The sequence below is a fragment of the Pelomonas sp. Root1217 genome, from assembly GCF_001425705.1.
GTDB lineage: Bacteria > Pseudomonadota > Gammaproteobacteria > Burkholderiales > Burkholderiaceae_C > Pelomonas.
Window position 1 is genome coordinate 1 of sequence record NZ_LMDC01000002.1, and the last position, 24,356, is coordinate 24,356.

At 65.9% G+C, this 24,356-nt stretch carries 15 protein-coding genes and 2 pseudogenes; 10 read left to right on the forward strand and 7 right to left on the reverse strand.

Features of this window, described 5'->3' with window-relative positions; all coding sequences use genetic code 11:
- Positions 1-96 precede the first annotated feature (96 nt).
- Positions 97-261: pseudogene (locus ASC95_RS29785) on the forward strand (tyrosine-type recombinase/integrase); the annotation flags it as partial.
- 10 nt (positions 262-271) lie between these two features.
- Entirely contained in the window at positions 272-1,450 is a 1,179-nt protein-coding gene (locus ASC95_RS07165; protein ID WP_057297097.1) for an IS91 family transposase, read from the forward strand.
- 548 nt (positions 1,451-1,998) lie between these two features.
- Here the strand turns inward: ASC95_RS07165 and ASC95_RS07170 are convergent.
- The 5 genes and pseudogenes from ASC95_RS07170 to ASC95_RS07180 all read right to left on the reverse strand — a co-directional run bounded on the left by ASC95_RS07170 (position 1,999) and on the right by ASC95_RS07180 (position 7,740).
- Complete coding sequence (locus tag ASC95_RS07170) at positions 1,999-2,637, reverse strand: tryptophan 7-halogenase (RefSeq protein ID WP_057297098.1); 639 nt, start codon at positions 2,635-2,637, stop codon at positions 1,999-2,001.
- Positions 2,638-2,671: 34 nt separating this feature from the next.
- Positions 2,672-2,752, reverse strand: a pseudogene (locus ASC95_RS32430) (hypothetical protein); the annotation flags it as partial.
- A gap of 13 nt (positions 2,753-2,765) precedes the next feature.
- Positions 2,766-2,912: a hypothetical protein gene (locus ASC95_RS30410; protein ID WP_157255998.1), complete on the reverse strand. Its 147-nt coding sequence runs from the start codon at positions 2,910-2,912 to the stop codon at positions 2,766-2,768.
- Between the two features lie 92 nt (positions 2,913-3,004).
- Positions 3,005-6,232: a TonB-dependent receptor gene (locus ASC95_RS07175; protein ID WP_057297099.1), complete on the reverse strand. Its 3,228-nt coding sequence runs from the start codon at positions 6,230-6,232 to the stop codon at positions 3,005-3,007.
- Between the two features lie 101 nt (positions 6,233-6,333).
- Complete coding sequence (locus ASC95_RS07180; RefSeq protein ID WP_057297100.1) at positions 6,334-7,740, reverse strand: hypothetical protein; 1,407 nt, start codon at positions 7,738-7,740, stop codon at positions 6,334-6,336.
- 180 nt (positions 7,741-7,920) lie between these two features.
- Between ASC95_RS07180 and ASC95_RS07185 the strand changes: the two genes are divergently transcribed.
- On the forward strand, positions 7,921-9,438 hold the full coding sequence (locus ASC95_RS07185; RefSeq protein ID WP_057297101.1) for a tryptophan halogenase family protein: 1,518 nt from the start codon (positions 7,921-7,923) through the stop codon (positions 9,436-9,438).
- A 173-nt stretch (positions 9,439-9,611) separates the two neighbouring features.
- Here ASC95_RS07185 and ASC95_RS07190 read toward each other — a convergent pair whose 3' ends face one another.
- Complete coding sequence (locus tag ASC95_RS07190) at positions 9,612-10,730, reverse strand: LacI family DNA-binding transcriptional regulator (protein WP_255355213.1); 1,119 nt, start codon at positions 10,728-10,730, stop codon at positions 9,612-9,614.
- Positions 10,731-11,274: 544 nt separating this feature from the next.
- Here ASC95_RS07190 and ASC95_RS07195 point away from each other — a divergent pair.
- The 5 genes from ASC95_RS07195 to ASC95_RS07215 all read left to right on the forward strand — a co-directional run bounded on the left by ASC95_RS07195 (position 11,275) and on the right by ASC95_RS07215 (position 20,072).
- Positions 11,275-13,785, forward strand: a complete 2,511-nt coding sequence (locus ASC95_RS07195; RefSeq protein ID WP_235537768.1) for a sialidase family protein — start codon at positions 11,275-11,277, stop codon at positions 13,783-13,785.
- Positions 13,786-13,946: 161 nt separating this feature from the next.
- Positions 13,947-15,590 (forward strand): glycoside hydrolase family 5 protein, encoded by a 1,644-nt coding sequence (locus ASC95_RS07200; RefSeq protein ID WP_057297152.1) that lies wholly within the window; start codon positions 13,947-13,949, stop codon positions 15,588-15,590.
- Between the two features lie 140 nt (positions 15,591-15,730).
- Positions 15,731-17,380 (forward strand): alpha-L-fucosidase, encoded by a 1,650-nt coding sequence (locus tag ASC95_RS07205; protein WP_057297102.1) that lies wholly within the window; start codon positions 15,731-15,733, stop codon positions 17,378-17,380.
- Positions 17,381-17,443: 63 nt separating this feature from the next.
- The gene (locus tag ASC95_RS07210) at positions 17,444-19,360 is read left to right on the forward strand and encodes a glycoside hydrolase family 97 protein (RefSeq protein WP_057297103.1); all 1,917 of its coding nucleotides are present in this window, start codon (positions 17,444-17,446) and stop codon (positions 19,358-19,360) included.
- Positions 19,361-19,382: 22 nt separating this feature from the next.
- Positions 19,383-20,072 carry a FadR/GntR family transcriptional regulator gene (locus ASC95_RS07215; RefSeq protein ID WP_057297104.1) on the forward strand — a complete coding sequence of 230 codons (690 nt, stop codon included), beginning with the start codon at positions 19,383-19,385 and terminating at the stop codon, positions 20,070-20,072.
- 137 nt (positions 20,073-20,209) lie between these two features.
- Here the strand turns inward: ASC95_RS07215 and ASC95_RS32330 are convergent, their stop codons facing one another.
- Entirely contained in the window at positions 20,210-20,434 is a 225-nt protein-coding gene (locus ASC95_RS32330) for a hypothetical protein (RefSeq protein ID WP_057297105.1), read from the reverse strand.
- 26 nt (positions 20,435-20,460) lie between these two features.
- Here ASC95_RS32330 and ASC95_RS07225 point away from each other — a divergent pair, with 26 nt between their 5' ends.
- Positions 20,461-22,617: a dockerin gene (locus ASC95_RS07225; RefSeq protein WP_057297106.1), complete on the forward strand. Its 2,157-nt coding sequence runs from the start codon at positions 20,461-20,463 to the stop codon at positions 22,615-22,617.
- Positions 22,618-22,640: 23 nt separating this feature from the next.
- Positions 22,641-24,236, forward strand: coding sequence for a cellulase family glycosylhydrolase (locus ASC95_RS07230; protein ID WP_082567577.1), 1,596 nt, complete (start codon positions 22,641-22,643; stop codon positions 24,234-24,236).
- Positions 24,237-24,356 lie beyond the last annotated feature (120 nt).

The following is a 24,356-nucleotide window of genomic DNA, read 5'->3' on the forward strand; positions in this document are numbered from 1 at the left end:
CCCGCCCTGTCGCTTGCTGCGCGAGTACAGCGACACGGCTGTCTCGGCATATTCCTTGACTCGGAATAGTGCCGCCTATGCCGATATCGGCATAGCCGTCACTCATTTGCGACTCACCTGCTGGAGCAGCGGGTCGACATCCGTGTGATCCAGGTCTTGCTCGGTCACGCCAGGCTGGAGACGACCAGCATCTATGCCCACGTCGCCACCGATCTGCTGCGCGAGGTGATCAGTCCGCTGGAGAAGCTGCCCACCTCGTGAGGCGACCGCCGTGGGGCGGCCCTCCCTGGAGGTCGCCGACATCTTCCGCAGCCACGGCCCCGCTTGGCGAGCCGCCCAGCGCGGCCACCTGAGCCTGGGCCAGCTCAAGGTCATGTCGGCCATCGAGCAGTGCCGCAGCGCGGCGCTGGGTGGTCACGTCTTGCGCTGCGAAGGCTGCGGCACCGATCAGGTCAGCTACAACTCCTGCCGCAACCGGCACTGTCCCAAGTGCCAGAGCAACGCGGCGCAGCGCTGGCTGGATGCCCGGCAGGCCGATCTGCTGCCGGTCGAGTACTTCCACGTGGTCTTCACGCTGCCGGCACCCATCGCCGACATCGCGTATCAGAACAAGGTCGCGATCTACGGCCTGCTGTTCGACATGGCCGCCGAAGTGCTGCAGGTCATCGCGGCTGACGCCAAGCATCTGGGTGCGCGCATCGGCGCCACACTGGTGCTGCACACCTGGGGTTCGGCGTTGACGCACCACCCTCATGTGCACGGCATCGTGCCGGGCGGCGGGCTCAGCATCGACGGCAAGACCTGGGTGGCCTGTCGGCCGGGGTTCTTCCTGCCCGTGCGCGTGCTCTCGCGGTTGTTCCGCCGGCGCTTCCTCGAAGGGCTGGAGCAGTTGCATCGCGCGGGGCGGCTGCAGTTCTTCGGCGTGCACGCGGCGCTGCAGGACGCCAAGGCCTTCGCCGACTGGCTGGCGCCGATGCGTCAGCAGGAGTGGGTGGTCTATGCCAAGCCTCCGTTCGCCGGGCCGCAGGCGGTGCTGGCCTATCTGTCGCGCTACACGCACCGCGTGGCTATCTCCAACAGCCGCCTCGTCGCAGCTGATGTAAGCGGCGTGACGTTCCGCTGGAAGGACTACCGCGCCAAGGGCGATGCCAAGGGGAAGGTGCGCCACAAGACCATGACGCTGGCGCCGCAAGAGTTCCTGCGTCGCTTCCTGCTGCATGTGCTGCCCGGGGGCTTCCATCGCATCCGGCACTACGGCCTGCTGGCCAACGGCAATCGGCGCGACTGCCTGGCAATGGCACGCACCGCGCTGCAGGCCAAGGTCGAAGTGCCCACCGGCGAACCGGCGGCGCGAGCGCCGGCCTTCGTCTGCCGGCACTGCGGGCGGCCAATGCTCATCGTTGAGATCGTCTTGCGCGAGCGGCCTTCGATCCGGGCACCCCCATCATGAGCATTGGCGCGACAACCCGGCTCCAACAAGCACCGGCCCTTGTTCATCGCATGCCGGTGCGGGGTGGACTTGTGTTGCCTGGCGCCGACCCGGGTTCAACGACACGGGCGGACCATGCACCACGGCATGCGGGAGGCGATGGCCGCTGCTGGGACATCGGTGTCGCACGATTCGCGACCGTCGACATGCGCTCAGACGCGCTGCGCCAGCGCCGCCACGATACCCAATCGCCATAGCAACGGTGCCTTCGACAACCGTTGCCACATGCGCCGCGGTTTCCTCCCCCGAGGTTTATCCAACACCTGCCCTCAGGTCGGCTTGATGCGCAGACCTGTCCAACGCGACGGGCAGGTGTCGGACAAACCTAAACAGAAGCAGCCAGCATCTCCGCACCCGGCGCTGGACCGAGTGGTCAAGTCACCGGACACGCTGCCCTGCGCGACACCTCCGGACAAGGTGCTCGTCAGGCGCCGGATTCCGTGCTCAGAAGACGCTGGACCTGGTGCTCACGTCGCGTCGAAAAATGCAACGATCTGCAGGACGGGTTGTCAGGCATTGTCTACACCCCTGCGATGGGCAACATTCACAAGAGCTGGAGTGATGGAGGGATCTGCAGCAATGCGCCTGACGACCTCAACATCGATCCTCGAGATCCGGCGGTAGCAGCCCGAGCAGTCGATGAACAGGTCGGCCTCGATGCGGCGGCCGTCGTCCAGGTGAACCGCCGCCACGCCGCCATCGGGGCGGCGCAGCACGTCGACGATGCGCCCCAGCGTGTGCCGCGTGCCGCGCTGCACGGCCAGCCTGCGCAGGAACGCCGCGTACTGCACGGCGTCGAAGTGGTAGGCGTACTTGAACTGCGAATCGTCCTGGGGCAGCACGAAACGGCCCTGCATGGCCATCACGGTCGGCAGGCATTGCGTGCCCAGCGGGTCCACCAGGCCCATGCGGCGGTGTTGGGCCCACAGCGTCTGCGAGCCGAAAAGGTTGCCGAAATGGCCGAAGGTGTGGAAGTACTCGCGGCCCACCTCCAGCCAGTCGCAGAAACGGATGCCCAGCTTGTAGCTGCCGTTGGTGGCGCGCAGGAACTCGACCTCGTCGATGCCGAGCAGCTGGTTGTAATTGCGTATCGACGGGAACGTGGCCTCGCCTACACCGATGATCGGTATCTCCCTCCGACTCGACAAGCTCGACGCTGACGCGGCCTTTCAAGCCGGTGGCGAGGGCGGCGGCGGTCATCCACCCCGCGCTCCCCCCGCCGACGACGACGATGCGGTTGTACTGCTGTGACATGGCCTGCATGCTTGGGCAACGACTAGCGATGGTCGCCGATGACGACAGCGGACCTGCAGGTGCCGTCCTCGGCGCTGCCACGCGCCATCAGGTCGGCAGGCAGGGAAATGAGGCCAGCAAAGCGCTGCCGCGCGCAGGACCATGGCAGCAGGCACGGACGTTTGATCATGAGGTTTGCTCCAACGGCACAACGGCCGGCCGCGAGGGACGCCCTCGCGGCCGGCCGGAACCGAGACAGAGGTTCAAAGGCCCCAGCGAGGGTCAGAACTCGTAGCGGCCCGTCACGTAGTAGCTGCGGCCCGGGAAGTTCCAGCTCGAGCCCATGAAGCCCGGCGTCTGCTTGTTGAGGTAACGCACAGTCACGTTGTTCAGGTTCGTCACGCTGAGCGACATGCCGAACTTGTCCGTGAAGTTGTACGACACGCCGCCGTCCCACTGCCCGAAGCCCTCTTGGTACTGCGGCAGACCCCACCAGGTGTCTTGCATTCCCAAGCGCGCCGGATCGGCGCTGGTGCCGTTCTGGCCGTTCGGGCTGTTGTCGTTGCCGACATTCTTCAGCACGCGGCTGGTCCAGTTGTAGGCCAAGCGAGCGGAGAACCCATAACGGTCATAGCGCAGTGCGAAGTTGGCGGCGTTCTTCACCAACCCTGGCACCGGCAGGGCGCCAAACTGCAGGCCGTTGGTGTCGCAGCCGTAGACCTTGAGCGCATCGCTGGTAACGGCGCTGATGGACGGACAGTACTGCACCTGGGCATCGCGATAGAACTTCTGGCTGCTGCCGATGTAGGTGTAGTCGGCGGAAACCCCGAAGCCCTTGGCCCAGTCGGGCAGCTTGTCCTTCAGGAAGTCGAAGTGGTCGAGGTAGGTCTCGGCCTTGAGCTCGATGCCGTGCACCCAGGCCCTGGCGGAATTGCGCGGCCCCGTGATCAGGAAAGACTGCGCGTTGCCGTCAGTGCTGAAGTAGTCGCGGCTGTAGGTCGACTTGTAGATAAGGTCCTTCACGTCCTTGTAGAAGGCCGTGGCGGTCAACATCTGGCCTGCGCGCGGATACCACTCCAGGCCGAGGTCGAAGTTGTCAGACGTCAGCGGCTTCAGTTTCGCATTGCCGGTGTTGGTGCCCGTGTAGAGGATCCGGTTATTGCCGGTGTCGATGTTTTGGGTCAGCGCCACCGACTCCTGCACCTTGTCGAAGCCTGGGCGGTACACGCTCCTGGCCATGCCGACTCGACCCAGGAGTTTGTTGTCACCACTCAGGTTGAACTTCAGGTTCAGCGAGGGCAGCAAGTCGACTTTGCTGGTGCTCACATCGAGAGGGTCATTGACCGAATCGAAGCGCGGCGCGTCGGGTGGAGTGCGGTCGGTGTACGTCGGGTTGAAGTTGGTAAAACCATGCGAGGCGCGACCTGTGTAGACCACGCGCATGCCGATGTTGCCTTCCACCGGCACCTTCCAGTCGTCGAAGCCGAAGCGCAAGGTGCCGTAGACGGCATGCGTGCGCTCGGAGACGTTGCTGATCATGTTCGGATTCAGGCCGTAGCGCAGCGTCGTGTCCCAGACGTAGGTGGACGCATCGCAGGTGGGAACGTTGATCTGAGTGCCCGTCGGGTTCTTCGCGTTCTCCGCCCTCGCCCAGGCCTGGGAATCAAGACACTGGTTGTAGCGGACATCGCCGATCAGCTTGGAATAGGTGTTGTAGTCCTTGATGCCGCCGTAGGTCGGGAACACCACGCTCGGCGGGTTGTTGCCACCGAAGTTCTTGTAGTTGAATACCTCCACCGGCGCCGCGGCCGCGTAACGGGGATCGCTCAGGTAGGCGAAGTTGGCACGCGACTGCCAGCCCTGGTCGTCGTTTGCGCCGGGCAACTGGCCGGCCGTGCCGGTCTGGCGTACGACCCAGGGCTCAGCGATCGACTTCCAGCCCACGCTGTTCAGGTCGCCGGCATAGACCGCCTGTTCGCGCACTGAGGTGCGATAGGTGGTGCGGAAGCCGACCCGCAGGTCGCGCAGCACGTCATGGTCGAAGACGAGCTTGCCGTCGACCTTCCAGGCATAGAGGTTGGCATCACCCTTGATTCGCCCGGGCATCACCGATAACCAGTAGTAGTTGCCCGGATCGGCGAGAAAGGTGCGCGTCTTGTCGTCGAAACCGAGCAGCACCGGGTTGTTGCCGGAGGTCGTGATGTCCATGCTCGGCGCGAACGTGGCCGTCTGCACTTCCTCGCCGCGGGTGCGGAAGGTGGACTTCACCCACTGCAGGTCGTTCTGCAGCGCAAAGCGCTCATTGACGTTCCACTGGAAGTTCCAGGCCAGCTCGCTGGTGCTGGTGCGGTGCTGGTTGAAGGCCCGGCTGGTGCCCATGCTGATGCCGCCATCGGCGAACTGGTTCGCACCCTTGCCGCCACGGCTCCAGTTCGAGACGGTGCCGTCGGCATTCCTGGGCAGCCGCAGCGGATAGCTGTAGTGGCCCGACACCACGACGCCATGATCATCGACCACCGGTCTCTCCACCAGCACGTTGTAGGGCGATGCGTTGAAGTTGGGGTCGCTGAAGCTCGGGTAGATGTTCGAGCCGGTGTTCTCCTCCAGCGACTTCGAGACGAAAGCCGTCAGCGACGACTGCATCTCGTTCTTCTTCCACTGCAGGGCGCCGTAGAAGCCCTTGCGGTCGCTGGTGCCGAGGTTCTGGCCCCAATTGGCACCGGTAGGCACCCACACCGTCTGGCCCGGCACGACGTCGGTACGCGGGAAATAGGGCTGGACCTCCAGTTTCTGCGACTCGTAGCTGGAGTGGTTCAAGGCCAGGTCGACCAGCACACCCCAGCGGCCCGAGTCGGCATCCCATCGCGTGGAATACAGGCCCGACAGCGCAGGCGACGCATTCTTCGTCCGTTGCTCGTAGTTGCCACCGAAGGAAATCATCCTCTTCGTGCCGCTGAAGTCGAACGGCAGCCAGGTTCGCAGGTCCACCTGGCCAGCAACACCGCCTTCGATCCTTTCCGCCGACGGGTTCTTGTACACGTCCACGCCAGCCATCAGTTCCGAGGGCACGGCGCTCCAGCTCAGGTCGCGCCCCGGCCAGCCAGCAGAGAAGATCTCGCGGCCATTGAGCGTGGACGAGCCCCAGGACAGGCCGCGCACGTTGATGCGGTCGTCGCTACCTTCGGAGAAGTGCTTGGGGTCGTTGTTGGTCGAACGCAGGCGCTCGACGGTCACGCCGACGATGCGCTGCAGCACTTCGGTGATGGACTTGTCGGGCAGCTTGCCCGCCTCTTCGGCCACCACCGAGTCGACCACCTCCTCGGCGTTCTGCTTGATCTTCTGCGCGCTCTGCAGCGCGGCGCGCTGGCCCTTGACCACCACGGTCTCGAGCGAGGTCGGGGTCTTGTCTGTCGCCGGTTGCGTTTGTGCCAGCACGGCACCGCCGGCGCTCAGCAGCGCTAGTTGAATGACGCCACGGTGGATGGCCGTGGGTCGAAACTGTTTGCTCATGGATGTCTCCGTTTTCCTTCAAATTTGATGCATCCCGATCGGCAGGCCGCCCGTGGCGGTCCTGAATCGGGGGGACCGGCGGCGCGAAGCGCCGGCCGCGATTACTGGATCGTGATGGCGCCCTTGAGCGTCAGATCCGACGCGTAGACACCGTTGGTCTTCTGGCTGTCATTGACATCCATCAGGCGGAAGCGAACCTGAACAACGTTGGACGACTTCATCAGCGTCATCGCCGAAGTGCGTGCGTCGACAATCTTGGCCATCGCAGCCTGGAATGCAGCCAGGCCATCGGCGGTGATCGGATTGGGCAGGGTCCGAATGTCGCCATCCAGGGATGCTGCGGTGACTCCGGCAAGGCCACAGGCATTGGTGACGGCGAAATTGCCCAGCGGGACGGCGTAGCTCGTCAGGCCGTTCATGGGCCACAGCAAGGTGCTCAGCTCGACGTTGCAGCCGTTGTTCTGCTTGCCCAGGTTCAGATGAAGCACGACCGGCCTGTTCGCCGCGTAGAGCCCGCTGTTGATGCCCAGCGTGAAGCCCAGGGCCGTTTCCGTAGTCACCTGCACGCCGCCGGCCGTATCGCCGGCGCTGTTGAAGCCACTCAGGCCCGGCGCAAAGATATCAATGCGATTGAAGCCGTATTGCCACCCACCAGGCGTCCAATTGCTCTCGGGGTAGTGCAAGGCCGAAGTCAGCGTCGAACCGTCCGGCGAGATATCGCGATAGCACCAGTCGCCACCTGCATTGCCGTCGCATGATTCCCAGCCAGCGTTCAGGGGGCTGCCCCAAGGATTGACAGCCACATTGCCGCCCTGCTTCGTGCTCATGGTCGTGGACGTACCGCGTCCCGCGCCGCTGGGCTCGAAACCGTCGGCGATCAGCAGCGGGTCGACAGCAACGAAACGATCCACCGACTGCTCGGCCCAGTTCTCGTTGCTCGGCGCCATGGCGGTGACCGCGCAGGTGCCCTTGCCCAGCAGCTTGAGATTGCTGCCTTCGATGGTGCAAGTGGCCGGCGTGGTGGTCTTGAAGCTGATCGGCAGGCCGGAAGGCGACGTCGCGCTCAGAGCCACGGAAGTGCTGTTCGCGCTCAGGACGTAGTCAGGCGGCGCGAACGTGATCTGCTGGGTCTTCTTGAGGACCTTGAACAGCTGGCTGACGTTGTCGGCGGCTGCCCATTGCACGCCGTCGCTGCTCGCGCCGCCGCCCTGGCTTGCCACCACACGGCACTCGCCCGCCTTCACCAGCGTGAGCTGGCTACCGGAAGCGGTACAGATGCCCGGCGTGGTGGACTCGAAGGTCACTGGCAGACCGGAGGTCGCCACGGCCGAAAGCGCCACCGGCCCATCCAGCAGCATGGCACCGCCGGGATATTTGAAATCGATGGTCTGAAAGCGCCCCCCCGAGTTCGCGCCCCCGCCCTCGCCACCACCGCCACAGGCGGTCAACAAAGCGCACGTCGCCAACAGCGTCAGCTTGCGCCCGTGCGGAACCCATTTCTTCGTCACGATGTGTCTCCTCGTTCTCTGGTGAGCCGAGTGGTTTCTCCGCAGGTGTTGCTCCGTACCTCACGGCCACTCCGCATTGTGGAATACAGATATACCGAGATATCATCTTACCGGTCAGACCAATGCGCATTGGTGTAAACGCCACGCTGACCAATCCTTGAAAGCTGAAAGGTTCTTGTTATGCGAAGTCGGTCTCTGCGTCGCGTGGTCATCGTTGGCGGCGGCAGCGCGGGCTGGATCACCGCAGCGCCCCTGGCGCGCATGCTCTGCAGGCCGGGCGAGCCCGACCACTGCGAGGTCATGCTGGTCGAATCAGACGAGATCGGTACCGTGGGCGTGGGTGAAGCCACGCTGCCGACCATTCGCTTCTACAACCAGTTGCTGGGCATCGATGAGGCCGATTTCGTCCGCGCCACGCAGGCGAGCTTCAAGCTGGGCATCGAGTTCAAGGACTGGGGGCGGCTGGGCGCCCGCTTCTTCCACGGCTTTGGAGGCTTCGGTCCGCCCATCCACAACAGGCCGCTGTGGTCTTACTGGCTGCGCCTGCGCGAGCGGGAGCCTGGCATTGAGTCCTATGAGGACTGGTCCACCGCCACGGTCATGGCGCGTGCGCTGCGATTCACCCCGCCACAGCCGGGGGAACCTTCACCCGCGAATGCATTCGACTACGCCTACCACTTCGACGCGGCGCTCTATGGCCGCTACCTGCGCGACCATGCGGTTCGCCATGGCGCCCAACGGATAGTCGGCACCATCGTCAGCGTGAAGACCTCGGAGCAGAGCGGCTTCGCCGAGGCCCTGCATCTGAGCGATGGCCGCTGCGTTGAAGGCGATCTCTTCATCGACTGCTCGGGCTTCCGCGCGCTGCTCATCGATGGCGCGATGAAATCACCTTACGAGGACTGGAGCCACTGGCTGCCTTGCGACCGGGCGTTGGCCGTTCCATGCGAACGCACCGACCCGATGACGCCCTACACCACCTCGACCGCTCGCTCGGCGGGCTGGCAGTGGCGCATCCCGCTGCAGCACCGCACCGGCAACGGGCTGGTCTACTGCAGCAGCCATCTCAGCGACGATGAGGCAGCGCAGACCTTGCTGGCGAACCTGGACGGCAAGCCGCTGGACGATCCAAGGCCGCAGCGCTTCACAACCGGCCGCCGCAGGCTGGCGTGGACCAAGAACGTGGTGGCCATCGGCCTATCCGCTGGATTCCTGGAACCATTGGAGTCCACCAGCATCCAGTTCATCATGGACAGCGTCGGACGACTGACCGCGCTTCTACCGGACCGTGACTTCGCCCCTTCACTGGCCGATGAGTTCAACCGGCAGATGGCATATCGCTATGAGTCGGCCCGCGATTTCATCATCCTGCACTACAAGCTCGGCGAGCGGCGCGACAGCGAGTTCTGGCGCTACTGCGCCGACATGAGCATCCCGGACGTCCTGGCACACCAGATTGAGTTGTTCCGGGACACCGGTCGCGTGGCCATCATCGATCCAGAGGGCTTCGCGGAACCGTCCTGGGCGTCTCTGATGCTCGGATTGGGGATCTTGCCGCGCCGGCGAGACCCTTATGTCGACCTGGTCGACCTCGACAGCGTCAAGCGGCACCTGTCGACCGTACGGAGTGTCATCCACCGCACCACGCAGGCCATGCCGTTGCATGCAGAGTTCCTTGCGCGAATCGCGAGCCGTTGATGTTACGGACAGGCTGGGCATCGCCGCAGCGGCTGCCTGCGGGTTGCGCGCTGCCAGCGCGAAGAATGGCCTCGTGCTCAGTTCAGGCCGTGGACCTAATCCTGGCGGGCTCGACCTTTCCCTGAGGCATAGCGCCGCAATCGATCGCGCTCGATTGGGTTCCCCGGCGCCATTCAAGCTATGGTCAGGCGAGCCCGACGTGGCGAGGCCAACGTCTTCCCCAGCACGATCTCGGTCGGCAGCACGACAGGGCTTGGCGCAGTCTCGGCGTCGCCTCGATTGCGCGCGTCTATCCGCTGCACAAGCACCTCGACGGCGTGCCTTCCCATTTCATGCAGTGGCTGGTGCACCGTCGCCATCTGCACAGAGCGCGCCATCCAGCTGTTGTCATAGCCGACGACGGACACATCCTCAGGCACGCGGACACCTCGCATTCGCAGCGCCTCAATGCAGCCGAAGGCGATGGCGTCATTGCCTCCGAAAACGGCCTCCGGGAGTTGCCGACCGCTGTGAACCTGAAGCCAATGCTGCATCGCTTCACGGCCACCCTCGACCGTCAGCGGCGCACGAACCACGTGACCTTTAGGAGGCGCAACGCCAGCTTCGGCATACGCACGCAGGTAGCCGTCCACTCGTCGAGTCGCGCCAGAGTATTGGGCTGGTCCACCGACATGCAGGATGCGTCGGTGCCCGATCTCAAGCAGGTGGCGCACCATTTCGTAGGCGCCAATTTCGTTGTCCGATTCGATGTTCACCACGCCGTAAACGGGTTGCTCGGCATGCACGGACACCATGGGCGTGTGTTTTGGCGACCACTTCGCGCCATCATCCGGCAGCCGAGGGGCCAACAGGATCAGCCCATCAACACGGCCGTCGCACAGGGCCGGTATGCGGCTGGGCGCGTCGCGCCAGTCCTTCAAGGTGAAGACGGCAGTTGTCAATCCAGCTGCCGTGGCGCCCTGAATGACGCCACTGAACAACTCGAGGAAGTAGAGGTTCGGCTCTTCTCCCAAAAAATTGGTGACGACGCCTACCGCATCGGTCCGCCGATGCGCCAGCGCGAGGGCAGTGGCATTCGGCCGGTATCCCAACCGCTCTGCAACAGCCAACACGCGATCCCGCGTGTCGACCGAAACCCGCGCTGAGCCACGTCGTCCACCGTTCAGTGCGCCTGAGGCCGCCATTCTGGAAACCCCCGCTTCGCGGGCTACGTCGGCCAGAGTCGGCGCACTACTGCGTCGGCGGCCCTCCGCGGCGGGTTCGGTGGAGTCTTTCGGGCGAGCTGGAGCCACTGAGTTCTAAGCGACAGGGCAGAACGCCACATCTTGAAAGCGGCGCACTTTATAGCACTGCGCCGCCTATGCAGCAGACCGACCTGTTGCCGGTGCGATGCCGGAGCGGGATGCGCCACTGCCAACTCGCGCTGCGTCGGTCGAGGCGGTGCAAGGCGTCATCGGCTCGGCGCGCCTGCATGACCAGCGTCCGATGGCGAGGCAGCCAGCAGCTCTCCTGTCCTCTCAGAGGCGAATTCGAGGCGCGATGACCACGCGACGCGGAGGCTGACTTCGCATAACAAGAATCATTCGGCTTGATCAGCGTGGGCGTTTCCACCGATGCGCATTGGTCTGACCAATAAGATGATATCTCGGTATATCTGTATTCCACATTGCGGAGTTTCCGTGAACTGCGGCGCAACGTGGATCGAACAGCAACTTAGACCCTCGCACCAGCGTCCACCTTGTCGCCGAGGTCGAGCCAGGCACTGCGCCGGCCTCATCACAACGCCCGTCACCGGAGGAGACAACCGGCCGGGCCCCTTTCCTGAAAGGTAGAACCATGAGACTGAAGTTGGGAACCCTGATGCTCGCCATGAGCGCCGGCCCGGTGGCGCTTGCACAAACCTGCGCGCCGACGGCGATCACGCCGTACGTCAACGTCAACGGGACGTGGACGCAAACCTCTTCCGCCACGCTCAAGCTCGGCAGCTCGGCCATCTTCGGCCCGCAGCCCACGTCCGGCGGCTCCTGGAGCTGGAGCGGTTGCGGCACCGCCGGTGCCTCGCGCGAACAGACCATCTCGCCAGCCGCCGCCTGTACGGCCACGGCCACCTACACCAACAGCTGCGGTGCCAAGAGCCAGCAGGCCTTCTCGGTCGGCGTGGGCACCTGGGCCAGCGCCAAGTTCGGCGGCGGCGGCTACGTGACCGGCCTGGTCTTCCATCCAAAGACCAAGGACGTCCTGTATGCACGCACCGACGTCGGTGGCGCCTACCGCTGGGACGCCGGTACGTCGTCCTGGATCGCCATCAACGACGGTTTCACGGCAGCCGAGGGCTTCTATCACGGCGTCGAAAGCCTCGCCGTGGATCCGACCAACGACCAGCGCGTCTACATCGTCGCCGGCATGTCCGCGTCGGCGGACCCGACCGCCCGGCTGTACATCTCCAGCAATCGCGGCAACAGCTGGACCTACGTCAACCTGCCATTCTCGGCGGGTGGCAACAACAACGGCCGCGCCATCGGTGAGCGCCTGTCGGTCGATCCCACCAACCCGTCCATCCTGTTCTACGCCTCGCGCACGGCCGGGCTGTGGAAGAGCGCGGACTCGGGTCAGACCTGGAGCCAGACCGGGCTGTCGTCCACCAAGATGACCCAGGACCAGATCAACAACCTGGGTGGCCAGGTCATGGGCGTCGAGCAGCTGATCTTCGACAACTCGGCCGTCGGCGGCGGTGCGACGACCTGGATCATGTATGCCACCATCGCGCCGGACTATGTCAGCGCGGCCGGCCTGAGCTCCAACCTGTACAAGTCCGTCAACGGCGGTGCCAGCTGGACGCCGGTCGCGACGCCGGTGACCGGCTACCACATCCCGCACGTCGTGCGCGCGTCCGACGGCATGTACTACGTGCTGTTCACCAAGGGCTCGGGCCCCGGCGCCGGTGGCCCCGCTCGCTTCTACAAGTTCGACGGCAGCAATTGGACCCTGCTCAACAGCAACGACAACGCCGGCTACGGCGGCGTGTCCGTCTCCGGCACCGGCTCGACCGCGCGCATCGCGCTCGGCGTCAGCGGCACCTGGGGCAATTACAACGGCCAGCAGATCGTCCAGCTGTCCGATGACGGCGGCCGCAACTGGCGCGAGATCGAGGCGCAGACGCCCGGCGTCACCGCGTCGGGCTGGGTGGACGACATCGAGATCGACCCGTTCAACCGCGACCGCATCCTGCACGTCCACGGCGGCGGCATCATCGAGACCCGGAACGCCTCCGCGTCGGCGCCCACCTGGAGCAACGCGATCAACGGCGTGGAAGAGACCTGCACGCTGGGCCTCAAGACCCCGCCGGCGGGCGCCTCCTATGCCTTCATCAACAGTTCGGGTGACGTCGGCACTTGGCTCCACACCAACCTCTCGACGGCGCCGACGCTGAGCCCCAACAAGAGTTGGAACAACGGCAACTCCGCCGACATGGCCTGGTCCGATCCAACCTATATCGTCGCGAGCGGCCGGGTCAACAACCCGGACGGTTCTGCTGCCGGCGTCGGCTACTGGTCCGGCAACGGCGGCCAGAGCTGGGCGTCGTTCTCCAGCCTCCCTACCGGCGCCTCAACCAACACCAGCGAGGCGTCGAACGTCGCCGTCACGACCCGCAACAACGTGGTCTGGGCGCCGGCTGATTCGGTGCCGTCTTACACCACCAACAACGGCGCCAGCTGGACAGCGACCAACCTGCCTGCACTCGCGATCCAGGGCGGTGTCCCGCGCAGCTACCGAATGGTCGCCGACCGCAAGAACCCGAACAAGGTCTATGCCTACGACTCGGGCGGCGCCTGGTGGACCTACACCCCGGCCAAGGTCTACGTTTCCACGGACGGCGGCCACAACTTCACTCTGAGCCAGGGTTCGGTGTCGGCCAATATGCGCTTTGCGCCTTGGGGTTCGTCATCGATAGCGGTGAATCCCTACGCCGAGGGCCACCTCTGGGTAGCCGACGGCCTGGCCGTGTACCGCTCGGTGGACTCGGGTGCGACCTGGACCAAGCTGACCAACTTCGCGCCGATCTGGAACGGCCGCAATGATTGGCTCGGACCTGAGGTGTCGGGCGCCAGCATCGTCGCGCTGGGCAAGCCAAAGGCCGGTGCCAGCTACTCTGCTGCGGTCTATGTCGTCGGCGTCATCAACAACGTGTGGGGCGTCTGGCGCTCCGACGATGCAGGCGCCACCTGGACACGCCACAACGACGACGCCCACCAGTACGCCGGCGTGGGCGTGATGGCTGCCGACCAGGCGACCTACGGGCGCGTCTATGTCGGTGGCACCTGCCGCGGGGTGAACTACAGCAATTGAACGCATGACTCGGTGGGCTGGCGCGCAAGTCCTGGCGTCAGCCCGCCGACTCAAGTTACGCGTCATCGTCGAGGTCGCTTCCGAGCATCGGACCGGCCTCCCACAACGCTCGTCACCGGAGGAGACAACCGGCCGAGCCCTTCGCTTGGAAAGGTATGACCATGAGACTGCTTCTATCAACCTTGCTCCTGGCCCTCGGTGCCAGTGCAGGCTCGGCCGTTCAGGCCCAGAACTGCGGCAGCGGTGGCGGCGCCACCGTCTGCCTGACGGCCAATGGCACGGCCAACGACATCCAGCTGAACTGGACCGTCAGCGGCGCCGTCAAGTCGTTGGAGGTTTACCGAGACACGGATTCCGATCCCAACGGCCGCAGCCGCATCGCGGTCGTCAACAAGGCCAGCACTAGCTACGGCGACGCCTCGGCCACCACTGGCACGCCCTACTGGTACTGGGTCAAGTTCACGACCAACGCCGGCAGCTACAACTCCGGCTCGGCCACGGCCACGCGCGGCAGCACTTGCGCGCCCACCGCCGTCACGCCCTACATCAACGTCGGTGGCAGTTGGACGCAGACCGCCTCGGCTTCCGTCCCCGCGGGCCAGTCGGCCATCCTCGGCCCGCAGCCGGTCTCCGGCGGCATGTGGAGCTGGAGCGGCTGCGGCACCGCCGGCGGATCCCGCGAGCAGACCGTCACGCCCACCGCCGCCTGCACGGCCACGGCCACCTACACCAACGCATGCGGCGCCAAGACGCTGCAGTCGTTCACGATCGCCGTCGCTGGCGGGATGCGCGACATCACCGCCATGCAGATGTCCAAGGAGATGTCGCCGGGCTGGAACATCGGCAACACGCTGGACGCCACGCCGACCGAGACCTCCTGGGGCAACCCATTGATCAATCAGGCGCTGATGAACGGCATCAAGAACGCCGGCTTCAAGAGCATCCGCCTGCCTGTCACCTGGACGCCACACGTCGACGCCAACGACAACATCGACCCCGTGTGGATGGCACGCGTCACACAGGTCGTCAAGTACGCCCGTAACGCCGGCCTGTACGTCGTCCTGAACCTGCACCACGAAGGCGGTTGGCTGAACAACACCACCTATGCAGCCCAGCCGGCCAACAACGCCCGGCTGAACAAGCTGTGGACGCAGATCGCCAACAACTTCAAGGACTACGACGACTACCTGCTGTTTGCCGCCATGAACGAGGTTGGCAAGGAGAACACGCAATGGGGCGCGCCCAAAGACCCGGAGTGGCTGAACGTCCAGAACGGCTACAACCAGGCGTTCGTGAACGCGGTGCGCGCCACCGGCGGCAACAACGCCAAGCGCCACCTCGTCGCGCAGGCCTACGAGACCAACATCGATATCTCATACGCGTCTGCGGTGCTGCCCACCGACACGATCGCCAACCGGCTGTTCTTCGAGATCCACTACTACGACCCGTACAACTTCACGCTCAACAGCAACAGCAACCAGTGGCAGTGGGGCGTCTCGGCGACCGATCCCAACCGCGAGACCTGGGCCAACGAGCCCTATGTGGACGCCGAGTTCCAGAAGATGAAGACGCGCTTCGTCGACCAGGGCGTGCCGGTGATCGTTGGCGAGTACGGTGCCTACAACAAGCCGAACTACCCGGGCATGCCTCCCTACCGCAAGGCCTGGGCGCAGTACGTCACGCGCTCGGCCTGGCTGCACGGCCTGGTGCCGATGTGGTGGGACACGGGCGAGATGATCGACCGCAACACCGGCGCGGTGAAGACGCCCGACGAGATCAGCACCATCGTCAACGCCACCAAGTGAAGGTCCATTCGAGCGGGCCGACGGCGCCATCCGCCGAATGCCACGCCAGATAAGCAACCAGTGGACAGCGGGCCTGGCGCCCGCACTTTTTCCAAGCGCGGGAAGCCAACGCCTCCCGCGCATTTCTCCTCGTGACTGCCATGACCGCAAAACTCGCCGCCCCTTGGAGCCGCCGCTCCTTCCTCAGCGCCGCTGCCGCCTCCGCCGGCGCCACCGGGCTGACGACCGCCCAAGCGGCGCCGGCCCCCTTCCAGGCCAACTGGGATTCCCTTGTCGACGGCTACCGCACGCCGGACTGGTTCCGCGACGCCAAGTTCGGCATCTGGGCGCACTGGAGCGCGCAATGCGTGCCCGAGATGGGCGACTGGTATGCCCGGCGCATGTACATCCAGGGCAACTGGCAGTACGACCACCACGTCAAGACCTATGGCCACCCGACCCAGGTCGGCTTCATGGAGATCCAGAACCGCTGGAAAGCCGAGAACTGGGACCCGGACGCGCTGCTGGACCTGTACGTGAAGGCCGGCGCCAAATACTTCGTCGCCCTGGCCAACCACCACGACAACCAGGACAACTACAACTCCAAATTCCACGCCTGGAACAGCCTGCGCGTCGGCCCCAAGCGAGACCTCATCGCCGGCTGGGAGAAGGCGGCGCGCGCGCGCGGCCTGCGCTTCGGCGTCAGCAATCACAGTGCCCATGCCTGGCACTGGTACCAGCCAGCCTACGGCTACGACCCCGAAGGCCCATATGCGGGCCAGCGCTACGACGCCTATCGCCTCACCAAGGCAGACGGCAAGGGCAAATGGTGGGAAGGCCTGGACCCGCAGGACCTCTACACCGGCCGCAACATCGTCATGCCCGACGGCTTCAAGACCATCCGCAGCGTCGAGGATTGGCAGCAGAGCCAGACCGCCCACTGGGACGAGAAGCCGCCGCTGCACAACCCGGCCTTCACGCGCAGCTGGTTCCTGCGCTGCCGTGACCTGATCGACAGCTACAAGCCCGACCTGGTCTACATGGACAACACGACGCTGCCGCTGGGCCAGGCCGGCCTGGACATCGCCGCTCATTTCTACAACGCCAGCATGGCCTGGAACGGCGGCAAGCTGGAGGCCGTGCTCAACGCCAAGGTGATGCCCAGCGAATGGCGCGCCGGCCTCGTCGAGGACGTCGAGCGCGGCTTTCGCGAAGGCATCGAGCCCCAGCCCTGGCAGACCGACACCTGCCTGGGCGACTGGCACTACAGCCGCGGCATTTTCGATAACCACCAGTACAAGCCAGCCAGCACGGTCATCCACCGCTTGTGCGACATCGTCTCCAAAAACGGCAACCTGCTGCTGTCGGTGCCGCTGCGCGGCGACGGCACCATCGACGCCGACGAGCAGAAGATCCTCGGCGAGATCGCCACGTGGATGGTGCGCAACGGCGAGGCCATCTACGGCACCCGCCCCTGGCGCATCTACGGCGAAGGCCCTACCAAGGTCAGCGGCGGCATGTTCAGCGAAGGCAGCTCCAAGCCGCTGACGGCCGAGGACATCCGCTTCACGACCAAGGGCGGCGTGCTCTATGCCATCGCGCTGGGCTGGCCCCGTGACGGCCTGCTGCGCATCCCCACCTTGGCCCAGGGCTCGGCACTCGCCCCCGGCGCCATCGAGAACGTGCAGGCTGTGGGCTCGCCCGACAGCCTGAGCTTCACGCGCAACCACCGTTGGCTGGAAGTGAAGCTGCCGCAGGGCCTCGCCGGCTCGCCGGCGGTGGCCATCAGGATCCGCGGCGCAGTGGTCTGAGCAACACAACCGACTGACCTCTTGCATCCCCCGTTTTCGCCTCGCGCGACCTGACGACACCTCATGAAGAAGACCACTCCCATCGCCACCGCCCTGCTCGCGCTGGCCGCAGCTCAGGCCCAATCGGCCGACATCGTCATCACCTCGCCAGGCGGCCTGGTCGCCATCCGCATCGCCGACGACGGCGCCAGCTACAGCGTGGTCCGCCGCGGCGAGACCGTGATCACCCGCTCGGCGCTGGGCCTCGAACTCGAAGGCCAGCCCGCCTTCGGCACGCTGAAGCTCGAATCACGGCAGGACGCGGCGGAAGACCGCGTCATCCCCTTGGTCGCCACCAAGGCCGCGACCGCGCGCGACCACTACCGCAGCGCAACGCTGAGCTTTCGCGAAGCCGGCGGCGGGCGCCGCCGGCTGCTCGTCGATGCGCGTGCGTATGACGACGGCGTCGCCTTCCGCTACCGCATTGAGGGCAGCGCCCCCGTCAAGCTCAAGGGCGAGCAGACCACCTTCGTGCCGGCCGGCGATCCGTCCTGCCTGCTGACCCCGGTCGACGGCGGCCACGAAGCGCAGTTCGAACGCCAGCGCATCTCGCAACTGAAGTCCGACGCGGTCTTCGACATGCCGGTGGTCTGCGCCACACCGTCGGGCCGCACCCACTACGCCATCACGCAGGCCCACCTGCAGGGCTACACCGGCGCCTCGTTCCGCCGCGAAGGCGAGGCGTTGCGCCTGCAGCTGTCCGGCGTTCCGGGCCGCCAGGGCCCCGCCTTCGTCTCGACGGGCGGGCTGACGACGGCCTGGCGCGCAGTCATGATGGCCGACCGCGCCGGCGACCTGATCCCGTCGCACCTGGTCGGCAACCTCAACCCGGCACCGACCGGCGACTTCAGCTGGGTCAAGCCCGGCAAGACGACCTGGGACTGGTGGTCCGGCCCGCTGGAGGGTGTCAAGCCCGATCTGGCCGCCTACAAGCGCTTCATCGACTTCGCCGCCGAGTCCGGCTTCCCCTACCACCTGATCGATGCCGGCTGGTCCTTCGGTGCCGGCCCCTGCTGCGACCCGCTGCCGACGACCGACATCGCCAGCGCCGCCGACGGCATCGACATGCCGGCCCTGGTTCGCTACGCGGCCGACAAGGGCGTGGGCCTGATGCTGTGGGTGCATTGGGAGCACCTGGCGCCGCGCATGGACGAGGTGCTCGACACCTACGCGCGCTGGGGCATCAAGGGTATCAAGGTCGACTTCATGAACCGCGACGACCAGGACATCGTCAAGTTCTACGAGCGTGTGGCTGAGGCAACGGCCAAGCGCCAGATGTTGCTGGACATGCACGGCGCCTACGTCCCCGCCGGCCTGCAGCGCACCTACCCCAACTACATCACCCAGGAAGGCGTGCTGGGCGCCGAGTGGAACAAGATGGACAAGCGCGTCACGCCGCGGCACAACCTGATGCTGCCCTACACGCGCATGCTGACGGGGCCGATGGACTACACGCCCGGCGGCTTCCGCAACGCGACGCCGACCACCTACGAGATTCGCGCCGTCATGCCGCTGACCCAGACGACGCGCGGCCAGGCGCTGGCCATGTACGTCGTCTACGACAGCCCGCTGCAGATGGTCTCCGACGACCCCTCCAACTACCGCGGCGAAGCCGGCTTCGACTTCATCAAGCGCGTGCCCACGGCCTGGGACGAAACGCGCTTCATCTCCGGCGAACCCGGCAAGGACATCGTGTTGGCGCGCCGGCAGGGCAAGGCCTGGTACATCGGCGCAATGACGGCCAATCAGGCGCGCACGGAAAAGGTCTCGCTCGACTTCCTGTCGCCCGGCCGCTGGCGCGCCACGATCTGGCAGGACGGCGAAGGCGTGCGACAGGTGCAGCGCATCGAACGCACCGTGACCCGCAAGGACACGCTGAACCTGTCACTGGCCGCAGCCGGCGGTGCCGCAGTGATGCTGGAGCCGATGCCGGCCCAGTGACCCACGCAGACACGCCCAAGCCATGCTGCACCCTCATCACAGCGGCGACTCCCCCCGCCAATACCGCCTAGTCGCAGCGCAAATCCGTACCTTGATCGACGTGGATCAAATCAGCACTGGAGCAAGGCTGCCTCCCGAGCGGGAGATGGCTCAGCAGTTCGGGGTATCCCGCCAAGTCGTACGCGAAGCGCTGATCGCTCTGGAGATTGACGGCCTCGTCGAGATCCGCGGTGGTTCGGGTGCCTATGTCATCGGGGCACACAAGGGAAATGCCGCCCAGTCGCTGCTCGGCCGGTCTTCTGCCGAACTTTTTCAGGCGCGCATCGTGTTGGAGCGCGCCAACATCGCGCTCGCGGCGACCCGGGCCAGCAAGCCCAGCCTGCGGCGAGTCGCCGCCGCCATAAAGGCGATGCGCGAGGATCTTGATCGTGGACTGGCCCCCGTGGTGGCAGACCGGCAATTTCATCTGAGCATTGCCGAGATGGGAGGCTGTATCGCCCTTATTGACATCGTGGTAGAGCTGTTCGACAGCTGTCACAGCGCATTCCCATCGCAGAGCATCGGCGGCAACGCTCTGAGCGGCTGGCGAGCGGCCCTGGCTGAACACGAGGTGATCTTCCAGGCCCTCAAAGCACGCGATCCCATCACCGCCGACGCTGCGCTTTGCAGCCATCTGCTCGCCGCTCGCAACCGTTCGACAAGCACCCCCTAGAGATCAGACCTTCATACGGCGACGGTCCGCTCCCGCGAGTCATTGCGACAACAAGAAGAGTTCTTCGGCGGCAGCACGCAGCGCCACGAGATCCATGAATTGAAACCCGGTTATCCCCATGAAGTACAGCAAACAACTCACCATCCTTTCCATCGTCGCCTCGACCCTGGCAGCAGGTTGCGGCGGCGGTGGTGACACGGCGGTTCCTGCTCCTGCTCCTGCTCCTGCTCCTGCTCCTGCTCCTGCTCCTGCTCCTGCTCCTGCTCCTGCTCCTGCTCCTGCTCCTGCTCCTGCTCCTGCTCCTGCTCCTGCTCCTGCTCCTGCTCCTGCTCCTGCTCCTGCACCGGCACCGGCACCGGCACCGGCCGGGGCCGCCACCTGGACGAGCGTGAAGTTCGGCGGCGGTGGCTACGTCACCGGCCTGGTCTTCCTCCCGGCCACCGCCAACCTGCTGTACGCCCGCACCGACATCGGCGGTGCCTACCGCTGGAACCCGGCCACGTCGGCCTGGACGCCGATCACCGACGGCCTGGGCTTCGGCGCGGCCGAGAGCCGCTTCCACGGCGTCGAGAGCATCGCGGTCGACCCGAACGACGACCAATTGGTCTACTTGGCCACCGGCATGTACACCTTCGAAGGCAATGGCCGGCTGTACATCTCCAGCGACCGCGGCGACCACTGGACGCACGCCGACCTGCCGTTCGCCCTGGGCGGCAACAACCCCGGCCGGGCCCTCGGTGAGCGCCTGGTGGTCGACCCGAACAAGCCCTCGACGCTGCTCTTCGGCTCGCGCCAGGCCGGCCTGTGGAAGAGCACCGACTCCGGCCGCAACTGGGCCCAGGTGACCTCGCTGTCGTCCGTCACGATGACGACCGACCAGGTCAAGGCCGCAGGCGGCAACGGCATGGGCGTAGGGGTGGTCGCCTTCGACACTGCCACCAAGGGCAGCGGCACGGCCACGCAGACCGTCTATGCCGCCATCGCGCCCGACTACGTCGCCGCAGCCGGCCTGACCTCCAGCCTATACCGGACCACCGACGGCGGCGCCTCGTGGAAGCCGGTGGCCACCCCGGTCACGGGCATGCAGATTCCCCACATGGTGCGCGCCGCGGACGGCATCTTCTACGTCGTGTTCACCAAGGACGCCGGCCCCGGCGCGGGCGGCCCCGGCCGGCTCTACAAGTTCGACGGCACGAACTGGACGCTGCTCAAGAGCGTCGACCCGGCCGGCGGAACGAACTTCGGCCTCGGCGGCGTGTCCGTGCACGGCAGCGGCGCGACCACGCGCATCGCGCTGGGCGTGACAAACTCCTGGGGCAACTGGAACGGCCAGCAGATCGTGCAACTGTCCGACGACGCGGGCAAGACCTGGCGCGAGATCGAGGCCCAGACGCCCGGCGAGGTCGCGTCCGGCTGGGTCGACGACGTCGAGATCGACCCCGCCGATCGCGACCACATCCTGCACGTCCACGGCGGCGGTGTCATCGAGACGAAGAACGCCTCCTCGGCCGCGCCGACCTGGACAGGCACCGTCGAGGGTATCGAGGAGACCGCGGTCCTCGGCATCGTCACGCCGCCGGCTGGCGCGCCCTACCTGCTGGTCAGCAGTTCCGGCGACGTCGGCGCCTGGGTGCACACGGACCTCTCCAAGGCACCGACGCTGAACCCCGGCACCGGCTGGAGCAACGCCAACGGCGCCGACATCGCCTGGGCCGATCCGAACTACATCGCCGGCATCGGTCGGATCAACTCGACCGGCGTCGGCACCGGCTACTGGTCGGGCGACGGCGGCAAGACCTGGGCGAAGTTCGCCACCCTGCCCCCGGGCGGCGCGACCAACACCGAGGGCCAATCGAGCATCGCCGTCACCGCGCGCAACAAGGCGGTCTGGGCGCCGTCCGACTCGGTGCCCTACTACACGACCGACAACGGCGCGAGCTGGACGGCGACCAACCTGCCGGCGCTGCCCAGCGTCGCGCCGGGCTGGAGCCGTGGCTATCGCCTCGTGGCGGACCGCAAGAACTCGAACAAGGTCTATGCCTACGATTCGGGCGGTGCCACATGGGCCACGGCGGGCAAGGTCTACGTCTCGACCGATGCCGGCCACAGCTTCACGCTGAGCCAGGGCTCGGTGGCGGCGAACCTGGCCCCCAACGCCTGGTGGGCCAGCTCCATCGCGGTCAACCCCAATGCCGAAGGCGACCTCTGGCTGGCCGACGGCAACACCGTGTACCACTCGCTCGACTCGGGCGCGACCTGGACGAAGCTCGGCAACTTCGCATCCGCCAATGGCGTGGCGGGCGCCAGCCAGATCGCGCTGGGCAAGGCGGCTCCAGGCGCCACGTACTCGGCGGCCATCTACGTGGTGGGCGTGGTGGGCGGCGTGTGGGGCGTCTACCGCTCCGACGACGCCGGCGCCACCTGGTCACGCTTCAACGACGACGCCCACCAGTTCGGCGGCATCGGCGTGATGGCGGCCGACCACAACATTTACGGGCGCATCTATGTCAGCGGCACCGGCCGCGGGCTGCTCTACAGCAACTGACTTCTCAAGAACAGATTCCACCCATGACGAACTCCCTGCTTCCCCTGCCACGTTGTGTCCTGCGCCCGCTCTCGGCGGCGCTGTTGACCCTGGGCCTGTGCGCCGTGGCCCATGCCGCACCGCCCGCGGCGCGCGAGGTCACGCTCGACCGCGCCGCGGCGAACAAGCCCGTGGACCGTTTCTTCGACCTCGCCGTCGGCGCCGACTTTCCCGGCACCACCGGCCGGCCGGAGAATCTGGCGCAGCTCAAGACCGCGGTCGACGAGCTGGGCTTTCGCTACCTGCGCTTCCACGACATCTTCCACGACACCTACGGCACGGTGAAGAAGGACGGCGACAAGCTCGTCTTCGACTGGACGGCCATCGACAAGCTCTACGACGCCATGCTGGCGCGCGGCATCAAGCCCTTCATCGAGCTGGGCTTCACGCCTACCGTCATGCGGACCTCGCCGCTGACCATCTTCTACTGGAAGGGCAACACCTCGCATCCGCAGCTGGGCCCCTGGGCCGAGCTGATCGACGCCTTCGTGCGCCACCTGATCCAGCGCTACGGCATCGACGAGGTGCGCAAGTGGCCGTTCGAGGTGTGGAACGAACCCAACCTGAAGGACTTCTGGGAGAACGCCGACCAGAAGGCCTACTTCGATCTGTATGTGAACACCGCGCGCACGATCAAGAAGATCGACCCCACGCTGAAGGTGGGAGGCCCGTCCACCGCCGGCGCGGCCTGGGTGCCTGAGTTCCTGGCCTTTGCCAAGGGCAACGGCGTGCCGGTGGACTTCGTCACCACGCACACCTATGGCGTGACCGAGGGCTTCCTCGACGAGTTCGGCAAGTCCGACCGCATCCTGGCCACCGACCCCAATTCCATCATTGGCGACGTGCGCCGCAACCGCCAGGAGATCGAGGCCTCGCCCTTCCCCGGCATCCCGCTCTACATCACCGAATGGAGCACCAGCTACAACCCGCGTGACAAGGTGCATGACAGCCATGTCAGCGCGCCGTGGATGCTCAACAAGCTGGTCGGCACGCGCGGCTACGCCCAGGCCATGAGCTACTGGACCTACAGCGACCTCTTCGAGGAGCCGGGCCCGCCGAGCGCCGCCTTCCACGGCGGCTTCGGCCTCATGACGCGCGACGGCGTGCGCAAGCCGAGCTGGTTCGCCTACAAATACCTCAACGCGCTGCGCGGCAACGAGATCCCGAGCACCGACGACAAGGTGCTGGCGGCGGTGGACGGCGACAAGACCGCCGTGCTCGCCTGGGACTGGCAGCACCCCGACCAGGGCCAGAACAGCAACGGCACCTTCTTCGGCAAGCCGGTGCCCAACGGCCCGGCGCAGCCGGTCAAGCTGGCGCTGCGCAACCTCAAGCCCGGCAACTACCAGCTGGCGCTGCACCGCACCGGCCACAAGACCAACGACGCCTACACCGCCTATCTCGAAATGGGCGCGCCCAAGGACCTGAGCGCCGAACAGCTCGCCAAGCTGCAGTCGCTGACGCGCGACGTGCCCGAGGTGAAGCGCACCGTCAAGGTCGGCAAGGACGGCCTGTTCAAGTTCACCGTGCCCATGCGCAGCAACGACATCACGCTGATGACGCTGCAGCTTGCGAAATGAAGCCCCTCGCCCATCCTCGCGTCGCTGAACGCGAGCGAGTCTGGTCTGGGACCACGCCGCGGCTTGTGCCGCGGCGCTTCGGCAGGCACATCGAGCCCACTGGGCTCAATCTGTCCGGCC

Excerpts from the sequence above, each read along its gene's own strand:
- ASC95_RS30410 (WP_157255998.1), bottom strand. The coding sequence starts at position 2,912 with ATGATCAAACGTCCGTGCCTGCTGCCATGGTCCTGCGCGCGGCAGCGC.
- ASC95_RS07175 (WP_057297099.1), bottom strand. The coding sequence starts at position 6,232 with ATGAGCAAACAGTTTCGACCCACGGCCATCCACCGTGGCGTCATTCAA.
- ASC95_RS07185 (WP_057297101.1), top strand. The coding sequence starts at position 7,921 with ATGCGAAGTCGGTCTCTGCGTCGCGTGGTCATCGTTGGCGGCGGCAGC.
- ASC95_RS07195 (WP_235537768.1), top strand. The coding sequence starts at position 11,275 with ATGAGACTGAAGTTGGGAACCCTGATGCTCGCCATGAGCGCCGGCCCG.
- ASC95_RS07200 (WP_057297152.1), top strand. The coding sequence starts at position 13,947 with ATGAGACTGCTTCTATCAACCTTGCTCCTGGCCCTCGGTGCCAGTGCA.
- ASC95_RS07205 (WP_057297102.1), top strand. The coding sequence starts at position 15,731 with ATGACCGCAAAACTCGCCGCCCCTTGGAGCCGCCGCTCCTTCCTCAGC.
- ASC95_RS07210 (WP_057297103.1), top strand. The coding sequence starts at position 17,444 with ATGAAGAAGACCACTCCCATCGCCACCGCCCTGCTCGCGCTGGCCGCA.
- ASC95_RS07215 (WP_057297104.1), top strand. The coding sequence starts at position 19,383 with ATGCTGCACCCTCATCACAGCGGCGACTCCCCCCGCCAATACCGCCTA.
- ASC95_RS07230 (WP_082567577.1), top strand. The coding sequence starts at position 22,641 with ATGACGAACTCCCTGCTTCCCCTGCCACGTTGTGTCCTGCGCCCGCTC.